An 18,182-nucleotide genomic window follows, 5' to 3' on the forward strand; every position below is an offset into this window, starting at 1 on the left:
AGTCGGGGGCTTCCCCCTGCAAGAGTAGGACGTCGCTGGGCACAAGGCCGTCTCCTTATGGAGACGGTTTTTTTGCGCAATTTTCGGCGATTCAATCACTCTTTCGAGGGAAAAGGACAAATAACTAATAATTAGAGACAATAGCCAAACACAGCTGAAGCCATCATTTTATTGATAAAAGCCCTCGATGTTTTTAAATGACATTTCACCTGGTTAATTAGGAAAAAAATATGGATATTCCCAACATACTCCTGTCAGTCTTCCACTGTTAATGTTAATATATAGGGAAATAGTATGTATCCAAGATAGGCGTCGCAATGGGGTATGGCGGAGATGTAGAAGAAGCCGCCGTCGTCTTAGGACGCACCGGTGAGACGTTTGTCGTCAAAAGGGTGGATTAAGACTACTTTTCAAGCAGTGAATAAATCATGGAAGAGGAATCAGGGAATAATGGCACGGAAAAAGAATGACCAACTGTATAACGGACTGACCGGGCTTCTATTTGCAGCCGGAGGCTTGACCTACATAAATACACAATCAATTGAAGCAGCTGCGTTTATCTTTTTCGGAGGTTTAATCGGCCTGTTGTTGATTTTCTTTGCCCTTGGATTGCTGAAAGAGCGGAAACTCAATGCATCCGGCATCCGTCAGGTGGACGAGATGAGCGGCAAGGAGTTCGAGCAATTTCTGAAACTGCGATATGAGGCAAGAGGCTATAAGGTTCGCCGGACTCCTTATCAGAATGATTTTGGGGCCGATCTCGTCATGGAGCGGGATGGCCGACGGATTGTCGTCCAGGCAAAACGGTGGAAACAGAATGTCGGCATCAAGGCTGTTCAGGAAATCGTTGCAGCCAAAAGTCATTATAGGGCCGAAGATGCTTGGGTGGTGACGAACAGCCAGTATACAAAAGCCGCCAAGGAACTTGCATTAAGTAATGGTGTTCGCCTTGTCGACCGGGCGCAGCTCATTCATATCCTTTTGGAGAAACAGTCTGCTTGAACCTGATAGAGAAATCATAAGCTGATTCCCTGAAATCGGGTGTCAGCTTATTATTGTTGCCGTCATTGCGGGACACTTTAATGGCACCTTCGAGCCAATTTCCTCATAGCCTACAGGATGAAGAAAGGGGGGAGGGCGCCTGTCCGCTTCCGCGTTTGTCCTGACGATGATCCCTCTTTACCTAATGGCATTGATTGGCTTTGTTGCGAGGAAAATGAACATTCTTAGCCGTCACGCCAACCCGGTAATTATACAACTGATGCTGTACGTCACTTTGCCCGCTCTGATTCTGTTTTCGCTTGATACCACATTTTCAAAGGAACTATTGATGGATTTCTCTTGGCTCATCGCCATGTCTGTATTTGTCATGACGGTTTCAATCGTTATTGGCGCTTTTCTAAGGTGGCGGGCTGCACTTCCCGAGGGGCAGAAAAGTGTGTACGAGAGCCTGATTGTTTTCGGCAATCAGGGGTTCATCGGGTTTGCGGTGATTTATATGCTGATGGGGGAACAGGGGGTGGTCTACCTGACTCTCTTCAACATCTTATATCTGGTACTGATCTGGTCCTACGGGATTTATCTGTTCACCAGGAATGATGCGTCCGTGACTTGGCGGGCACTCTTTCTGAACCCGGGCATCCTCGCCACGCTGGTCGGTCTGGCCATGCTGTTTCTCCCTTTCAACTGGCCGGACATGCTGTTGAGGACGTTTGAGGATGTCGGGAAGATGACGGTTCCCCTGTCGATGATTCTGATCGGCAGTCTGCTTGCGGACACACGGTTTGAAGACTTTAAGTTGTACAGCAAAAATCTTTATATCTGGTCTGCTTCCTTAATGAAGTTATGGATCCTCCCGTTGACTCTGCTTGTTTTTCTCTTTCTCCAAGTCCCCGAACAACTGCTTCTCATTGCTGTGCTGACAGCCGGTATGCCCAGTGCCACGACCACAACGGTGTATGCACAGAAGTTTGGGGCAGACGCGGTTTTCGCCTCTTATGGTGTAATTCACTCCACAACTCTTTGCATGTTGACGATTCCTTTGATGTACAGCCTCTTGCAATGGATGATCAAATAGGGATGAGTGGTTTCGTCATACGCCCGTTTGATTTCGTCACTAAACACAGGATTTTTCGTCATTTGGCGCCAGAACCTGGCTGAATAGCGAAATTCGGACCGCCAATGCAGGAATATCGAATGACGAATCCAGAGTCCGTCTTTGCGTGATATTCCAAGAAAGCTGGTACCCGTTTTCGGGTGCCGGTTTTTTATTGGCTTTTGTTGCTTCCCACAAATAGCCGGCAAGATCTTTGGGCTATTTCCCATATCCCCTCACGACTAATTGAGTTAATATTTAAACAATTCATCTATCAAGGGGGATAGTTGTTATGGCTAAACTTGCAGGCGTAGAAGAACTCGGTCATCCGAAAAAACCGAGCTTTTTCCAAAGAATGCTGAATGGGGTGGAGAAGGCAGGTAACAAACTGCCGGATCCTGTCACGCTTTTTGCCATCTTTACTGTTTTGATCCTTATTGCCTCCGCTATTTTTGCAGTACTCGGCACTTCCGCAGTCCATCCGGGTACTGGTGAGACCATTAAGGTCGTGAACCTGCTGAATGCAGAAGGCATCAGAAGCATTGTCACCACGCTCGTCCCGAACTTTACCGGATTTCCGCCGCTCGGTATGGTGCTTGTTGTCATGCTCGGGGTGGGGCTTGCCGAGTCCACTGGTCTGGTGACGTCTTTCATGAAGACGACTATCCTGAATGCACCGGTAAAAATCATTCTGCCGACTATCCTGCTGATCGCCGTTCTTGGAAATACGGCTGCCGATGCAGCACAGGTCGTTCTTCCACCGATCGCAGCCATGATCTTCGCGGCACTCGGGAGGAACCCGATCGCTGGTCTCGTAGCCGGTTATGCAACTGTCACTGGAGCTTTCAGTGCCAATCTGATCGTTTCGATGCTGGACCCGCTCCTTTTCGGATTTACACAGTCGAGTGCCCAGATGATTGACTCCTCTTATGTGGGGAACCCGGCTGTTAACTGGTATTTCATGATTGCGTCAACATTCGTCCTCATTCCGGTAGCTGCATTTGTTACGACCAAGATTGTAGAGCCAAGGCTGGGAACATTCCAGGGTGAGGTAGAAAAGCTCGAGAAAACAACACCTGAAGAAAAGCGGGGCCTTCTCTGGGCAGGGATTTCCCTTGCAGCCTACACTGCACTGATCCTATGGCTCGTTGTTCCGGAAAACGGCATCCTCCGTGACCCCGAGACAAACGGCATCATCGTCTCTCCATTTATGACGGGCATTGTCCCGATCATGCTGTTCGGCTTCCTGATTCCTGCACTCGCCTATGGTTTTGCTTCCGGTTCACTGAAGAACGATAAAGATGTGGCTGAGCATCTGGGCAAGGCAATGGCCGGAATGGGCGGCTATATCGTGCTTGCGTTTGTGGCTGCCCAGATGATTTCATTTTTCGGAATGAGTAATCTCGGACCGATCATCGCCATCAAGGGAGCTGCATTCCTGAAAGGGATCGGCTTTGAAGGATTGTCCCTCTTCCTCGGCTTTATCGTGATCGCAGCGCTCATCAACCTGCTGATTGCAAGTGCTTCTGCCAAGTGGGCACTGCTTGCGCCGGTATTTGTACCGATGTTCATGCTCATGGGTTATGATCCGGCGGTCACACAGGTGGCTTACCGCGTGGCCGACTCGATCACGAACCCGATCACGCCTATGCTTGCTTACTTCGCGATTCTCCTGACGTTTGCGAAGAAGTACGACAAAAACATTGGTATCGGTACACTCATTGCGACGCTGTTGCCGTACTCCATCGCATTTGCGATCTTCTGGATTATTCTGTTCTCAATTTGGTTCCTGCTCGGCTTGCCTCTCGGACCTGGCGGAGGCATCATGCTGCCATAACAACTTCTAAGGGGGATTTGGATGGTTTTAAAAATACAGAACGTCACGTTATATACAGGCAATGGGGAAAAGCAGCTGAACACATCGATCGTGGTTGAGGGAAAGAAGGTTCTTGCCGTGGGCGAGGAGGCAAACCGCCTGCAGGCCGACACTGTCATTGACGGAACCGGCAAGACGGTCCATCCCGGAATGTTCGACATGCACGTCCATCTCGGGATGGACGGAGTAGGTGACCCATTTGCACAGGTTGCCGGTGATTCGCCTGCACGGTCGGCGTATCGACATCACATAAACGCCCAAAAGCAGCTGAAATCGGGTGTCACGAGTGTGCGTAACCTCGGATCCAAGTGGCATATCGACCTGGATTACCGCAACTCCGTCGCGGATGGGCTGATGACGGGACCTACCGTATACGGCTCCGGGCAGGCGATCGTCATGACAGGCGGTCACGGTTATCCGTTCTCGACTGAAGCGGACGGAGAGGACGGCGTCAGAAAGGCAGCGCGGGAGACGCTCAAGGCCGGTGCGGACGTCATCAAGCTGATGGCCACGGGAGGTGTGATGACTCCGGGCATTGACCCGGGATCCCCTCAATTGTCGGAAAAGGAAATGAAGGCAGCCGTCGAGGAGGCGCTCCATGCCGGCAAGACAACTGCCGCCCATGCGCAGGGAACGGCAGGCATCCAAAACGCAGTCAGGGCCGGGATAACCACCATCGAACACGGAATCTTCCTGGACGATGAGACGATAGAGCTGATGATCAAACACGGGACGGTTCTCGTACCGACGCTTGCCGCTCCTTATTACATCGTGCAGCATGCAGAGTCGGGCGGGATTCCGGCACATGCCGTCAAAAAAGCGGCTGTCTGCTTTAATGTCCATCAGGAAAGCTTCAAAAAGGCGCTAGCCGCAGGAGTCCGGATTGCAGCCGGCACCGATGCCGGAACGCCGTTCAATGTGCACGGAGACTTTGCAAAAGAGCTTGAACTGATGCACGAATATGGCATGGAAGTGAAGGACATCATTTCCGCTGCAACGGTAGAAGCGGCGAAAACGCTGAACGTCGAACAATCGGTCGGAACGCTTGAAAAAGGAAAAGTGGCGGACTTTGTCATACTCGACGAAGACCCGGAATCCGATATCCGTGCGTTCCGCAAAATCCATTCCGTATACAAAGAGGGGGAGTGTGTTCATGAGTCCGCAAACAAACTTGAAGCCGTCGTTGGATGAAGAACTTCAGGCATGTGTGGCAACGCTTGAGAGCCTGTTGCCTGAAATGACCGAAATCAGAAGGCATTTGCATCAATATCCGGAACTGTCCCACCAGGAAGTGGAGACCCCGAAGTTCATTGCAGAATATTACCGAAAACTTGGATTGGATGTCCGGACGGAAGTAGGCGGGCGGGGCGTCGTGGCCACATTCCGTGCATCAGAACCCGTCAAGACGATTGCGTTCAGGGCCGATTTTGACGCACTCCCCATCCAGGACGAGAAAGATGTCCCATACAAGTCGAAGAACCATGGCGTATCTCATGCATGCGGACATGACGGGCATACGGCCGCACTTCTTGGATTTGCCAAAACCTTGGTCGAAAACAAGGACCGGATCCGGAACAACGTCGTGCTGATCCATCAATTCGGTGAGGAGCTTTACCCGGGCGGCGCCATGGCGATGATCGAAGACGGCTGCCTTGATGGGGTGGATGCCGTCTACGGCTGCCATCTTCAGAGCATGATGCCTGCCGCCAAGATGTTTTTCCGGGAAGGCTTTATCCAGGCGGCAGTGGACACATTTGAAATTACGGTCAATGGGAAAGGCGGGCACGGTGCGGTGCCACATGAAGCAATCGACCCGATTGTTGTGGCCTCCCATATCGTGACGGCCCTGCAGACGATTGTCAGCAGAAGCACGGATCCTCTTGAGCAGCTGGTCGTTTCCGCCGGGTCCATCCATGCAGGGGATGCCAACAATGTGATTCCCGGTGAGGCGGTGCTGACTGGAACAATTCGCTCCTATGCTCCGGAAACCAGGAAAATGGCTCGGGAGAAGCTCATAAAAATTGCTTCCAGCGTTGCGGATGCTTTGGACGCCCGTGCCGAGGTCGAACTGGAAAGCGGATATGATGCGCTGTGGAACCATCCCGAAGAAACGAAGGTTGTGAAAAAAGCCATGTTGACTCTCTTCTCGGAGGAGGATGTATTGGAAACGCCGCCGGTGATGCCGGGAGAGGACTTTTCCTACTACACACAACATGTTCCCGGTTCCTTCTTTTTCGCGGGGGCCCGTCCCGAAGGGGAAGCATATCCTCACCACCATGCAAAATTCGACTTTGATGAATCGGCTATGCTGAATACGGCAAAAACATTTATGGCAATCCTGCATCAATACTGAAGCGTTTTTCAAAAGGCACCCTGTCCAGGGTGTCTTTTTTATTTCGAGAAACACTCAATTTAAATATTCCATCTGTTTGGAATTATGCTACGATAGTGAGCATATAAGGGGGGGATCGGATGGTGAATAAACCTCAAGAAGAGCGCCATCTCTCGTCAGCCAGAGCCGAAGCTGTGTTCAATGTGGCCAATGCGGTAAACTCCACATTGGAGTTGGATGAACTATTTGAACTGACCCTTTCTGAAACCATTCGGGCAATTCCAGATGCCGATGGGGGTGCACTGTTTTTATTTGACCCGGCGTCACGGCTCCTGACATGCCGAGCTTATGTGAATTTCGATGAAAAAGTCGAGCAGATCCGGCTTTTGCCCGGTGAATCATTTACAGGAGACTGCTATAAGAAGAGAAAGCCGATCCTCCTTTCGAACAGAAATGAAATCACCGGATACCCCCGCTCAATGAGACCTGAAAACAGGCAATTGCTGAACCATTCCATGGCCATGCATCCCAGCAATAACTCGTACCGGGCGATGAGTGTCCCGCTGATTACGGCCAAAGAGGAATGCATCGGTGTCGTGACACTCAACGGCTTTGCCGAGCAAGGCACGTTTACTGTTGCAGATGTTGAGCTCCTTGAAACAATCGCCGGACTCGCGGCAACCGCATTGGAAAGAGCCAAACTTTACGAAGATATCAAAATTAAAAACCATACATTCAAAACCATGATTGACTATCAGCAGAGCCAACTGGTCAATATGAACTCCGGTAAAGGACTGGACATCATGCTGGAGCAGTTGTTTGAAGTAGTCGGAAAGCCGCTTTCGCTTTTGACGGTCTATGGAGAGGCTTACAATACCTCTTCAATTCCAGTGGATCTGAGGCCGGTCAATGAATATATGATCAGGGACGGGCGTCAGCTTCTCGGCAAATTGCTGATCTACTCAAATAGCTCTAATGACCTTAGGCAGACCGATGATTATTTTATCCAGCAGAGTCTCTTGTTTTTCGCTCTGGAAATCAATAGGCAGGCAGCGGTCCGACAAGTAGAGGTACGTTATAAAACGGAACTGATGGATAAATTGATGAAGGGGATTTTGACTGAAGACTTCCTGGCTAAAGCAGCAAGTCTCGGATTGGATACGGCGGGTGCATTCCTGCCGGTAGCTGTGCGAACCGGGAACTCAAAACCGGCCCGGCCGATTGATCAGCTGATGAAGCAAAATGAAATAGCAGTGTTTCTGGAGATGGAGATTGGCAGGGTGTTTCCGGGAAGTCTAGTCGTATTGCATGATCAAATTTATCTCTTGTTGCTGGCGGTCAACCCAAAAGCGAATGACAAAGAGATACAACGACGTCTGTCGGCAATTGCAGAAGAAACCGAACGATTTTCAAATGAATACGGGGAAACTGCGAATGCCAGATTCGGTGTGGGAATGTTGGTTCAGCGGATCGAAGAATTGCCGGATTCTCTTCAGTCTGCGATAGATACACTCAAACTTATGGAAGAATCCAATTGCCGGGAGCGGATCGCAGACAGTTCCAGATTTCTGCTCGAACGACTGATTTCGGGAAGTTCAGGAAAGGAAGTCGGTCAGTTCATTAATACGTTTCTCGGTCCAATCTACAGATACGACCGGGATAAAGGTACGGAGCTTGTAAAGACATTGCAAGCTTACTGCAGAAATCTGCAACGTCCTGGCCATGCTGCAAAAGAACTTCATATCCATACGAATACCCTCCAGTACAGGATCAAGCAAATCTCCCGTCTATTGGATGCCGATCTGGCTGATCCTGAAATCCTTCTGAATTTACAGCTCGCCTGCCGGCTTGCCGGAGATAATAATATTACAATTGATAATCAGTGACTGAAGCAAGCCGTTGCACAAGCAACGGCTTGTTTCATTTGAACACTATTGGGCAAGCACTTTTGTGAGGTATAGATCTTCTATCCCGAGACATTGTCCTCATTCTTCCAGACATTTGCTTTGGTTAGAATTCCAAAACTATTCTTCCTTGGGATATTGCTTGTAGAAAAAAATAAACCGAAAGGCGTAAGATATGGAGTGAGGCTTTATTCTCATCCTTCTTGCACTTTTGCTTTGGTATGATAGAACAGCAGCAATTATTTTGAAAGTGAATAAAGATATTTTCAAATCACTTTATGGAGGGTGTTAAAATGAAAAAAATCCGTCTAAGTATGATGATGATTGTCTTACTGATCATGTCATTAGCGGCATGTAATTCATCCGCTTCAGATCAAATGAGTTTAGATAAAGAGTTTGAAAAATACCGTGCAGAAGTGATTGAACCTTTAAATGACCGGGCTATCAAAACGGCAGAAATGGGCGGTCGATATACCATGTTGCTCGAAGAGACGGAAGAAGCATATAACTATATCAATGATGAATTGATTCCATATGCAACAGAAACTAGGGACTTGGCTTTGGAAGCACAGGATGGGCTGGTTAATCCGGAGATTCAAGAGTTAAATGAAATCTTGATTGAAAACCTGGAGCTGACACTAAAATCGTTTGCGAAGACAGCAGCCATGACTGAAATGAATATTCCACCAATCGAGGACGAGAAGGCTGCTTACGAAAAAACAGAAAAAATCTATGCTGAGCTCATGGAGTTACAAGAAGAGATCGATCGTACATCAGCTGAATATGAAAAGCGGGTAGATGCGTTAGCGGAAGAATAAAGGTTCTCAATAAAAGATAAGTCCAATATTGGAGTGAGGTAGTATGAAATGAACCGAAGAAGCTTTTTGCTCAGTTTGCTCATGATGGCTTTAATGTTCCTTGCCGCCTGCAGCAGTTCCGGAACTAGCTCCGGCTTGAATCCCGCTGAAGAGTTCGATCAATATCGGACGGAAGGGATCGAGCCGCTCCATGAGCGGTCTTTGGAACTCGCCGAAATGGGTGGTCATCTCAACGCCATGATTCCGCAGCCGGAAAAGGCCCGTGACTATATCACCGACGAGATGATTCCTCATATCAAAGAAACACAAGGGTTGGCCGAAGAGTTGCAGGACGGCCTGATCAATCAGGAAATCAAAGAAGTGAATCAAATTACGATTGATCAACTGAATCTGATGGCCGATTCGTTCAATAAGCAGGCGGAGTTCCTTGAGCTGCACATCTCACCGGTAAGCGATGAATCGTATGCAGAGTCTGAAGCGGTCTATGCGGAGATCATGCAGCTGCAGGAGCAGATTGACGCGAAAACTTCAGAGTACAACACCAGCTTGGATGACCTAGTGCAGAAATACCGAAAATGATACGCGAAATGAGCTGGTGCCCGGGGGCATCGGCTCTTGTTTTAGAAGTAGTTGACCATTTTGATGACGACATAAATAAATGTTGCGGCTATGCATATCAGATAAAGGCTGCCGAGCAGGAAAAAGAGAAGGTTGACGAGGCGGGATTGCGTCTGTCTGGATGTCATGCTGGTCATGGTGAAGAGTGCCTCCTGTCTTTCCGTGTGATTGCTCATAGGACGAAGCATATTCGACGATGGTTCCGGGTCAATCTGACTAAATGAAGTGCACATGGATAAGCGAGTGCGTTTTAAGGATTGTGTTATACTTGGACCATATTTTGTTGTTTGTACAGAAGGTAGGAATCAAATCATGTTTCGAATCGGTGTGGTCGGTCCGGCTCCGTCTGTTGAACGGATTATCGGGGTCGCCAAGGAAATTGAACAGGAAATCGAACTGATCCCTTATCCGTATCAGGAAACAAGGGAAGTAGCGGACGTCGTGCGAAACTATGACCGCCAAGTAGATTATTGGCTGTTTTCGGGTTTCATTCCGTATCAGGTAGCCAAGAAAATCATGCCGGCCGCTGACCGCCTCGTTTACATTTACTCCACAGAATCCAGCATTTATAAGAGTTTCATGGAACTTGTCTATGCACAGGGAAAACTGTTGGAGCGGATCAGCATCGATATGATTCCAACTACGAATATTGGTGAAGGAGAAAGCCTTGAAACACTAAAAGCGATCGTGCAGGAACTGTTTGTCCGTACCATCGAGGCTGACACGGAATCCCAAGACCTGCTCCGGTTCCATATAAATCTGTGGGAAGAGGGAAAAACGGATGGTGCCCTGACCTGTTATCCGACTGTCCGGGACGCTCTGGAGAAAGCAGGGATTCCAGTTCGGCTGATGTCACCAACACGGATAGAAATTTTCCAGACTTTGCGCATTTTCTTTGAGAAAGTCAAAACCTCCTACTATAAAGACACCCAGATTGGTGTGGAAAAAATTGAAATCAAGGATTTTGATGTAATCAAGGAAAAGATGGAAAAAACGTATCAGATACAGTATTTGGAGCTCCGGCTCAAAGAGACACTGATCCAACTCTGCGAAAAGATTGATGGTTCCCTGGTCGACGAGGGAAATGGCAAGTATTCCATTTTCAGCTCGCGCGGTGCCATCGAGCGCGAACTCCAGGCACTCAAGGACAAAGCCCGCTTTTTGTCGGTTGAAGCGGATACCCCCGTCTCTGTAGGAATCGGGTTCGGCACTACGGTTCTGGAGGCGGAAATCCATGCGCACCGAGCACTCCAGACATCAAAAAAGGACAACGGTCAGGAGATTGTCATCATTCAGGATGATGGTACCCTCATCGAAGCTGCAGGGGATCAGGAAGAACTCACCTATTCCTACCGGACCGATGATCAGGATATTCTGGAGAAGCTGAGGGAAGCCAAAATTAGTGTCAAGTCGTATAAGAAAGTCGAAGCCCTCGTCCAAAAAATGGGCTGGCACCAGTTTACGACGAAGGATCTGGCAGCCCATCTCCAGATGACGGAGCGGAATGCCCAGCGCATCGTTTCAGATTTATGCGAAGCAAAGCTGGTCGAAAATGTTGGGGAGGAAGCCCAGTACACACGCGGAAGGCCGATAAAAATTTACCGGTTAAAATAAAACGGAAATGAGCATCCCAACTGGGGTGCTTGTTTTTTTGAAAAAATATATTGCGCAACAAAGAAACCTGTTATAAAATCAATAACGAAAGTTTCGCTTTATAGTCGCTAATAAACATCTGAAACTTATGTAAACGCTTTTTATAAGTTGGAAGCGTTTCATCTCTAGACCAACCACCAAGATTTGCATCTTAAAGAATAGGAGTTGAAATTCATGCTTCCAAAACGCGAACGCAATCTCATTCTGATCCTGCTTTTCCTCGGCTGGTGCCTGGGTAACCTGGACCGCTATATCATGAACTACGCTGTCCTTCAGATCACGGAGGATTTGAGCTTGAGCGCATCCGCAACAGGGATTATCCTCAGCAGCTTCTTCCTGGGCTATGCGATCATGCAGATGCCGGGCGGCTGGCTTGCTGACCGATTTGGGGCCCGGAAAGTGCTATTGGCCTCTGTCATTTTATGGTCCATCTTCACTGGGCTGTCGGGTGCCGCATGGTCTCTTGCTTCCATGGTCATCATCCGCTTCCTGTTCGGAATCGGGGAGGGCGGTTTCCAGCCGTCCAGCTCCAAAATCATTTCGAACACATTCCCGGTCAAGGAGCGGGGCAGGGCGATGTCCGTCATGCTTTCATCAAGCGGGATTGTCGCCCTAATCATCCCTGTATTGTCTGCATTTCTGCTGACTGCAATCGGATGGCGGACGACATTCGTCGTTTTCGGTGTAATCGGCGCCCTGATCGCTTTCCTTTACTGGAAATTTGTCCGGCTTCCTGAGGATCAGCCGGAAGAAAAGCTGGCGCGTGCCACTAAGCCTTCAGAAAAAGGTCTTGTCGGTTCACTGATGAAAACTCCGCTGATTTGGAATATGGTCATTGCGTATTTCTGTATTTATGCAGTGAACTGGGGACTGGCCACCTGGATTCCGACCTATCTTGTACAGGACCGAGGCCTTGATCTGATCTCAATCGGCTGGGTTCAGACGATTCCTGGAGTTACCTTGCTGCTGGGCATTTTCCTGAGCGGTTATCTGGTTGATAAACTTCCTGAAGGCAAGGAAAAGATCGTCGGTGCCATCGCCTGTGCGCTGACCGGGCTGATGCTTTACCTGATGTTCACCGCACCAAGTGTCGCAGCGTTCATCACTTACCAGACTATCGTCAATCTCTTCATCGCCTTCGTCATCACCCTTCTTCCGGTCATCATACTTAAACAATTGCCGACTTCGGTTACCGGTACTGCGATGGGGATCGCCAATACTGGAGGGCAGCTGGCCGGATTCGCCACACCGATGGCGATCGGATTCATCGTCGATGCATTCGACGGCTCGTTCAATGCAGCATTCTGGATGCTGATCGTATTCGCGGTCATCTGCATCATCGCCATCCTCACGATGCGCAATAAAGGTGAATTGTTCGACCGTGCCAAAGCAGAAGCATCTGCGTGAGCTAACTCAAGGAGGCGCTGAGTGTGGAATTACATGAAATCATTTCGAATTTGATAGAAAAGAAAAAAGACAGATATATCGAACTGAGCGATCAAGTATGGAGCTGTCCGGAACTTTACTTTGCCGAACATCGCTCTTCGGAAATTCTGGCCGGAGCGCTGGAGGAAGAGGGATTTGAGGTGCAGCGGAAAGTAGCCGGACTCGAGACCGGGTTTGTTGCGAGCTTCGGCAGCGGCAAGCCGGTCATCGCGGTCCTTGGCGAATTCGACGCATTGGCAGGGCTGAGCCAGAAAAAAGGGCTCACCGAACATAATCCTGTTGAAGCAGGAGGAAATGGCCACGGCTGTGGTCATAACCTTCTCGGTACCGGTTCACTGGCCGCTGCGATTGCAGTCAAGGAGTACATGCAGGAAACCGGATTACAGGGAACCATCCGTTATTACGGCTGTCCTGCAGAGGAAAATGGGTCGGGAAAAGCCTATATGGTACGCGCGGGGCTGTTTGAAGATGTCGATCTCGCCTTTTCATGGCACCCGATGACCAAACCGAGCGTCTGGCATGTCAGCACACTTGCCAATTACTCCGTCAGGTTCAAGTTCAAAGGGAAAAGCGCCCATGCGGCCGCTGCTCCTCATCTGGGAAGGAGCGCCCTTGACGCGGTTGAGCTGATGAATGTTGGTGTGAACTATATGAGGGAACATATGGTGCCGGAAGCCCGAATTCATTATGCGATAACCGATTCCGGAGGCGCATCCCCGAATGTGGTCCAGGCTAATGCGGAGGTCCTCTACCTGATCCGTGCTCCGAAAATGCAACAGGTTCAGGAGCTCACCGAACGTGTAAACAATATCGCGGAAGGGGCTGCCCTCATGACCGGAACATCGGTTGAGGCAGTGTTTGAAGGAGCGGCTTCGGACCTGCTGCCGAACACTGTCCTTGCGGAGACCATGTACCAGCACCTTACCGCAATCGGTGTCCCTGCGTATGACGAACAGGACTACCGGTTCGCAGAAGAAATCCAGGCCACGCTTTCTCGAGAAGATATCGAGGCTGACCTGAGTGGCCCTGACCGGGAAACAGTCAGGAAGCTGAAAAATAAGGCCATCGCGGACTTTATCGCACCGTTTGCAGAGGAAGCAGCAATGGCCGGATCTACTGACGTTGGTGATGTCAGCTGGGTCGTACCGACGACACAATGCCTGACTGCCTGCTTTGCGCTTGGCACGCCGCTGCACACCTGGCAGGTGGTTTCGCAGGGCGCCATGCCGATTGCCCATAAAGGCATGCTGCAGGCAGCCAAGATCATCGCCTGCACCGCGGTTGATGCAATGAAAAACCGGAAAATCATCGACAGGGCGACTGCTGAATGGAAAGAACGTCTGGACGGCGAGTCTTATGTCTCCCTGATTCCTAAAGACAAAATGCCGCCGAAGAGATAAATAAAACTGGAAGAACTGGTGAGAATCATCGCATTCTCATCATTTCTTTTGCCTGAAAGGAAGGAGAATCCGGCATGTCAATGGTGAAAGAAACGCTGCCGAATCATCACGAAACCACTCATGACCTGCAACGATTTGCCGCGCAGCTGGACAAGTGGGTGGAGAATGACCGTTTCTATACAGCTGAAGGAGCGTGTGCTTCCTATATCCCAGCCCTGCAAAAAGCCGATCCTGCGCAGCTTGGTGTGGTCATGGTCGGATCGGATGGAACGGTCCTCCAATCCGGAGACAGCGAAGCCTCGTTTACCCTGCAAAGCATTTCGAAAGTGATCAGCTTCATGGCCGCCTGCATCGACTTTGGAACGTCGTATGTCTTGGACCGTGTGGATGTTGAGCCGACAGGCGATGCGTTCAACTCGATTGTCCGCCTAGAACTTCACAAGCCGGGCAAGCCGTTCAATCCAATGATCAATGCAGGTGCGCTGACCGTGGCATCAATGCTCGGAAAGCGGACCCCACAGGAAAAAGTGGAATCGTTCGTTTCGCTGATCAACAGAATGACCGGTAGACGCCCGGCGATCAATGAGGAAGTCTTCCAGTCTGAATGGATCACTGCCCACCGCAACCGCGCACTCGCTTATTACCTGCAGGAAAACGGCTATCTGGAAGCAGATGTGGAAGATGCACTTGAAGTGTACCTGAAGCAGTGTTCGGTGGAGATCAATGCCACGAACATAGCCATGATCGGCCTGGTCCTGGCACACGATGGCTATCATCCGATTCTAAAAGAACAGATTCTCCCGGTGCAGGTCGCCCGCATTACCAAAGCACTGATGGTGACATGCGGCATGTACAATGCCTCCGGGAAGTTTGCGGCGTTTATCGGCTTGCCGGCAAAAAGCGGCGTATCCGGAGGCATCATGGCGGTTGTTCCGTCACACGCAGGCTCCCCGCAGTCCCCGTTCCCGAATGGATGCGGAATCGGAATCTATGGGCCGGCCATCGATGACGTCGGTAACAGTGTCGCTGGCAGCAAGTTGCTGAAGCAGATTGCAAGGGAATGGAACATGAGCATCTTCTGATGAGTTCATATATTAAGACATAATTTGTTAATTTTCCGGGTACAAAGAGAAGGGAGACATTGTTTCCTTTCTCTTTTTTATTTCTTTCGACCGTTTAGGCATCATTGCAGCTCTCAAAAGGAGCCTTTCGGCACCTGCCGTTAATCCTATACTTACAGTCCTTTCACTTTGCTATGATAAAAGTAACTGAATTGGAAAAGGAGATTTCGCGCGATGGCCTTATTAACTGCTTTGATCGCACAATTCCAACTGAAGAAAGAACAGTTGAGAAGACTGACTGTCTGTGCGGTGAATCTGGGTAATTTGGACGGAGACTTCTCGCAAAACAGAAGTCTTTTGGAGGAGCCGGAGCTAACGGTAAAAACATGGAAAGGAATGCTTTCGGATAAGTTTCTTGAATATCGTGACGTAATGGCTGTGCAATACGACGATATTTCCAGTGTCCAGCTCACCCTTTCCAGACAGATGCTCAGTGAAAAGATTGCCCAAATCAAACTGGAAATCATGGCGCTTGAAGCCAGCATCGCAGCGGAGCGGACAAGGCTGGCTGCTATTCGTGCAGGAAAGGACTGATGTCATTGACTAATCAGATCAAGGTCGAATTTGAAACCGTCAGGCAGTCGGTTTCAAACATGGAAAGCATGACCGAATCTCTGGACCCCGCTCTTCCCAAGGATCTTGCGGGAAGCAATGTGCTGGATCTTATTAAGAAGATCAACCAGCTCAACCTTATCCTTGAACAGCAGGGGGAGGAATTCAAGAGGATCCTGAGGCTTAATCACGAGTCGGTCAGGGAATCAGCGGATATGCTTGATGAAACAGATCATCAGCTGTCCATTTCAATGGATGCGAATTAAGGGGGTGAAGACATGAAAACGCTGGAGGTAAGCTCGCTGCTGGAAGGAATCGATGCGGTTGTCCGACAGATCGAGTCTCAGACGGCACAATTAAAGGAGCTTGAAAGAGCGGTTGCGTCATTCACCGATCTCGGAGATTCGTTCACGGGAGAAGGCGGGAACGCCATACGCCGTTTTTATCGGGAATGGCATCTTCCTCTGATTGCCTACAGGTCACTGACACTGGAAAAGTATGAAGGACTTTTGCAAAACCTGAAACAGGCGACATCAGCCCTTGAGCCTGCTTCTGACGGATATATTCTGGAATCGTTTCTTGAGGGGCCGCTGATGAATGGAGTAACAAAGTCGGAAAGTGTAACGGCAGCTCTGGTCGACGAAGGGAACAGCTACATGGATGCGGTGAGCGACATCATCAGCTTGCCGAGGCTAAAGGACGATGCATTTCGGGAGGGTGTCCGTGACGCAAAACGGCATATCCTTCAAACCAGCCAAGATCTAAATACATATAATCATAGCCAGACCGGGGAACTGTCCGCACTTGACGCTGATTTAGATCTGATGGACGGCTACTTGAAAGACTTGTCCGGTATCTTTGGAGATTCGTCATTCCGGATTGAGACATATGATCTCCAGGTTCAGGATTTCAGCGGATATCAAAAGCTGCGCGTAAATCTGGCGATGGAGCACTTCAAAGAGTTCTCCGTTAGATTTTCAATGTTCTTCTCAAGTTTCTGGGCGATATTTGGCCCACACCTCATCCAGAGCGGAAAATCCGATGAATTCGTTTATGAGATGCTCCGTGGTTACGAGCGACGTTATGAAGAGCTAGAAAGGATAATTGAGTCTGATTTGGAATCCCGGGGGGAGGAGTTTATCCGAGGTCCTCACCAGGTGGCACGAGGGAAAGAGATCGACCTGGCCGCTATTGATGCAATGGACGGTATTTCAATTGAAACATACAATTTGAGGGGCGTTCCCCTGCACTATGCCATCATTAATGAAAAGTTGGTCATATTTAGGGATAATCCGAACCTTTGGTACTCGATTCAGAATGCAGAAGTCACGCTCCTCGAGGAAGCTATGGCAACCACCGCGAAAAACGTTGCTATGGAAGCTGGGGATAGGTTTCTCGGCAAGTTAGGCAGTAAACTGCCTGGCTCAACTACAGTCACAGGGAAAATTGAGGGGTCTCCGGAAATTCCATTCACAGGGAAAAAGTCAGGAGAAATCGTCAAAGAAGAGATTTCAGAAAACATCCAGAAGAAGATCCCGCTTTGGGGTGAAATCATTTCTGCCGATGTTCCTAAAGCGGGAACCAAACAGGTCATTGTTTATCTGTCCGGTGATGGTGTCCAGTATGATCGCCGGGTGAGCATGACACTTGGAAAGGACGGGGTACTCTCCATCAAGGAGTGGTATACCGGTGAGCTGAACACTCTTAAGCAAAAAGATCACGATGAAGTTACTTTCAGCGATCTCTGGAATTGGACACAGAATAATACAGACCCGAACTTCAGTAAAGATTCGCCGGAAGAAGCGAAACAGGCAGTGAATGATTTTGCGCTCAAGGGAAATCAGCCGGAAGGATCTGTGAAGGGAATGGGCTTGGACCTCAACAAACTTGAATTTACAGATGGAGTGGATATCAACACAACAACGGTAAACGAAGTCCCAATCAATTACAGTGTGGTCGGTCAGGAACTCGTGATATTCCCGGATAATCCCGATGTTCATTACTCAATTCAAAACGTAGAGCACGGCAAACTCAATGAGGTGCTCGGAAGTCTTGCCAAGCGGACGCTGGAGAGTGCCGTCGATGAGCAAATCGGGAGTGGCATCGGAAAAATCAAGGGTATGGACGGTTTTGACGAGTATCTGAAACGGCTGCCTGGACAGGACACGTCTGAAGTGATCAAAAGCTCAGCCTCTCAGTTTGCGCAAAACCAGATTCCCGGATGGGAAAAAATCAAAAGTGCACCAGGTCCGTCAGCAGGTGAAAAGGAAGTTCTCCTGACCATCAGCGAAGACGGTAAAAAACCGTCGGGCGTCAAACTGTTCCGGCTCAATACGGACGGAACCATCACACTGTATTAAGATATAC

16 protein-coding genes are annotated in these 18,182 nt (G+C 49.4%); 15 read left to right on the forward strand and 1 reads right to left on the reverse strand.

What is annotated here, in order from left to right:
* The first annotated feature begins 450 nt into the window (after nucleotides 1–450).
* The 8 genes from DZC51_RS09700 to DZC51_RS09735 all read left to right on the forward strand — a co-directional run bounded on the left by DZC51_RS09700 (nucleotide 451) and on the right by DZC51_RS09735 (nucleotide 9,604).
* Nucleotides 451–1,002 carry a restriction endonuclease gene (locus DZC51_RS09700; RefSeq protein ID WP_157295247.1) on the forward strand — a complete coding sequence of 184 codons (552 nt, stop codon included), beginning with the start codon at nucleotides 451–453 and terminating at the stop codon, nucleotides 1,000–1,002.
* A 214-nt stretch (nucleotides 1,003–1,216) separates the two neighbouring features.
* Nucleotides 1,217–2,077, forward strand: coding sequence for an AEC family transporter (locus DZC51_RS09705; protein WP_232524111.1), 861 nt, complete (start codon nucleotides 1,217–1,219; stop codon nucleotides 2,075–2,077).
* A 310-nt stretch (nucleotides 2,078–2,387) separates the two neighbouring features.
* The gene (locus tag DZC51_RS09710; RefSeq protein ID WP_157295251.1) at nucleotides 2,388–3,932 is read left to right on the forward strand and encodes an AbgT family transporter; all 1,545 of its coding nucleotides are present in this window, start codon (nucleotides 2,388–2,390) and stop codon (nucleotides 3,930–3,932) included.
* Between the two features lie 21 nt (nucleotides 3,933–3,953).
* A complete protein-coding gene (locus DZC51_RS09715; protein WP_157295253.1) occupies nucleotides 3,954–5,162 on the forward strand; it encodes a metal-dependent hydrolase family protein in 1,209 nt (402 codons plus the stop codon).
* A complete protein-coding gene (locus DZC51_RS09720) occupies nucleotides 5,125–6,324 on the forward strand; it encodes a M20 metallopeptidase family protein (RefSeq protein ID WP_157295255.1) in 1,200 nt (399 codons plus the stop codon). Before DZC51_RS09715 ends, DZC51_RS09720 begins: the two co-directional genes overlap by 38 nt.
* Nucleotides 6,325–6,443: 119 nt before the next feature.
* Nucleotides 6,444–8,189, forward strand: coding sequence for a helix-turn-helix domain-containing protein (locus DZC51_RS09725; RefSeq protein WP_157295257.1), 1,746 nt, complete (start codon nucleotides 6,444–6,446; stop codon nucleotides 8,187–8,189).
* A gap of 311 nt (nucleotides 8,190–8,500) precedes the next feature.
* The gene (locus DZC51_RS09730; RefSeq protein WP_157295259.1) at nucleotides 8,501–9,025 is read left to right on the forward strand and encodes a hypothetical protein; all 525 of its coding nucleotides are present in this window, start codon (nucleotides 8,501–8,503) and stop codon (nucleotides 9,023–9,025) included.
* A 48-nt stretch (nucleotides 9,026–9,073) separates the two neighbouring features.
* Complete coding sequence (locus DZC51_RS09735) at nucleotides 9,074–9,604, forward strand: hypothetical protein (protein ID WP_157295261.1); 531 nt, start codon at nucleotides 9,074–9,076, stop codon at nucleotides 9,602–9,604.
* A 41-nt stretch (nucleotides 9,605–9,645) separates the two neighbouring features.
* Here DZC51_RS09735 and DZC51_RS16280 read toward each other — a convergent pair whose 3' ends face one another.
* A complete protein-coding gene (locus tag DZC51_RS16280; protein WP_232524112.1) occupies nucleotides 9,646–9,780 on the reverse strand; it encodes a YueC family protein in 135 nt (44 codons plus the stop codon).
* A gap of 175 nt (nucleotides 9,781–9,955) precedes the next feature.
* On the opposite strand from DZC51_RS16280, the gene DZC51_RS09740 reads away from it, so the two are divergent.
* The 7 genes from DZC51_RS09740 to DZC51_RS09770 all read left to right on the forward strand — a co-directional run bounded on the left by DZC51_RS09740 (nucleotide 9,956) and on the right by DZC51_RS09770 (nucleotide 18,175).
* Nucleotides 9,956–11,257: a hypothetical protein gene (locus tag DZC51_RS09740; RefSeq protein WP_157295264.1), complete on the forward strand. Its 1,302-nt coding sequence runs from the start codon at nucleotides 9,956–9,958 to the stop codon at nucleotides 11,255–11,257.
* A 213-nt stretch (nucleotides 11,258–11,470) separates the two neighbouring features.
* Nucleotides 11,471–12,703: an MFS transporter gene (locus DZC51_RS09745; protein ID WP_157295266.1), complete on the forward strand. Its 1,233-nt coding sequence runs from the start codon at nucleotides 11,471–11,473 to the stop codon at nucleotides 12,701–12,703.
* 23 nt (nucleotides 12,704–12,726) lie between these two features.
* Nucleotides 12,727–14,142: a M20 family metallopeptidase gene (locus DZC51_RS09750; protein WP_157295268.1), complete on the forward strand. Its 1,416-nt coding sequence runs from the start codon at nucleotides 12,727–12,729 to the stop codon at nucleotides 14,140–14,142.
* Between the two features lie 74 nt (nucleotides 14,143–14,216).
* Nucleotides 14,217–15,224: a glutaminase gene (locus tag DZC51_RS09755; protein WP_232524113.1), complete on the forward strand. Its 1,008-nt coding sequence runs from the start codon at nucleotides 14,217–14,219 to the stop codon at nucleotides 15,222–15,224.
* A 213-nt stretch (nucleotides 15,225–15,437) separates the two neighbouring features.
* Entirely contained in the window at nucleotides 15,438–15,797 is a 360-nt protein-coding gene (locus tag DZC51_RS09760; protein WP_157295270.1) for a hypothetical protein, read from the forward strand.
* The gene (locus tag DZC51_RS09765) at nucleotides 15,797–16,081 is read left to right on the forward strand and encodes a DUF5344 family protein (RefSeq protein ID WP_157295271.1); all 285 of its coding nucleotides are present in this window, start codon (nucleotides 15,797–15,799) and stop codon (nucleotides 16,079–16,081) included. The genes DZC51_RS09760 and DZC51_RS09765 overlap by 1 nt, the downstream gene beginning before the upstream one ends.
* 12 nt (nucleotides 16,082–16,093) lie before the next feature.
* Nucleotides 16,094–18,175, forward strand: coding sequence for an LXG domain-containing protein (locus tag DZC51_RS09770; RefSeq protein ID WP_157295273.1), 2,082 nt, complete (start codon nucleotides 16,094–16,096; stop codon nucleotides 18,173–18,175).
* Nucleotides 18,176–18,182 lie beyond the last annotated feature (7 nt).

This window comes from Bhargavaea sp. CC-171006 (genome assembly GCF_009761675.1).
Taxonomy (GTDB): Bacteria; Bacillota; Bacilli; order Bacillales_A; family Planococcaceae; genus Bhargavaea; species Bhargavaea changchunensis.

Excerpts from the sequence above, each read along its gene's own strand:
- DZC51_RS09710 (WP_157295251.1), top strand. The coding sequence starts at position 2,388 with ATGGCTAAACTTGCAGGCGTAGAAGAACTCGGTCATCCGAAAAAACCG.
- DZC51_RS09745 (WP_157295266.1), top strand. The coding sequence starts at position 11,471 with ATGCTTCCAAAACGCGAACGCAATCTCATTCTGATCCTGCTTTTCCTC.
- DZC51_RS09760 (WP_157295270.1), top strand. The coding sequence starts at position 15,438 with ATGGCCTTATTAACTGCTTTGATCGCACAATTCCAACTGAAGAAAGAA.
- DZC51_RS16280 (WP_232524112.1), bottom strand. The coding sequence starts at position 9,780 with ATGACCAGCATGACATCCAGACAGACGCAATCCCGCCTCGTCAACCTT.
- DZC51_RS09770 (WP_157295273.1), top strand. The coding sequence starts at position 16,094 with ATGAAAACGCTGGAGGTAAGCTCGCTGCTGGAAGGAATCGATGCGGTT.
- DZC51_RS09700 (WP_157295247.1), top strand. The coding sequence starts at position 451 with ATGGCACGGAAAAAGAATGACCAACTGTATAACGGACTGACCGGGCTT.
- DZC51_RS09715 (WP_157295253.1), top strand. The coding sequence starts at position 3,954 with ATGGTTTTAAAAATACAGAACGTCACGTTATATACAGGCAATGGGGAA.
- DZC51_RS09720 (WP_157295255.1), top strand. The coding sequence starts at position 5,125 with ATGAGTCCGCAAACAAACTTGAAGCCGTCGTTGGATGAAGAACTTCAG.
- DZC51_RS09735 (WP_157295261.1), top strand. The coding sequence starts at position 9,074 with ATGAACCGAAGAAGCTTTTTGCTCAGTTTGCTCATGATGGCTTTAATG.
- DZC51_RS09740 (WP_157295264.1), top strand. The coding sequence starts at position 9,956 with ATGTTTCGAATCGGTGTGGTCGGTCCGGCTCCGTCTGTTGAACGGATT.
- DZC51_RS09755 (WP_232524113.1), top strand. The coding sequence starts at position 14,217 with ATGTCAATGGTGAAAGAAACGCTGCCGAATCATCACGAAACCACTCAT.
- DZC51_RS09725 (WP_157295257.1), top strand. The coding sequence starts at position 6,444 with ATGGTGAATAAACCTCAAGAAGAGCGCCATCTCTCGTCAGCCAGAGCC.
- DZC51_RS09705 (WP_232524111.1), top strand. The coding sequence starts at position 1,217 with ATGAACATTCTTAGCCGTCACGCCAACCCGGTAATTATACAACTGATG.
- DZC51_RS09730 (WP_157295259.1), top strand. The coding sequence starts at position 8,501 with ATGAAAAAAATCCGTCTAAGTATGATGATGATTGTCTTACTGATCATG.
- DZC51_RS09765 (WP_157295271.1), top strand. The coding sequence starts at position 15,797 with ATGTCATTGACTAATCAGATCAAGGTCGAATTTGAAACCGTCAGGCAG.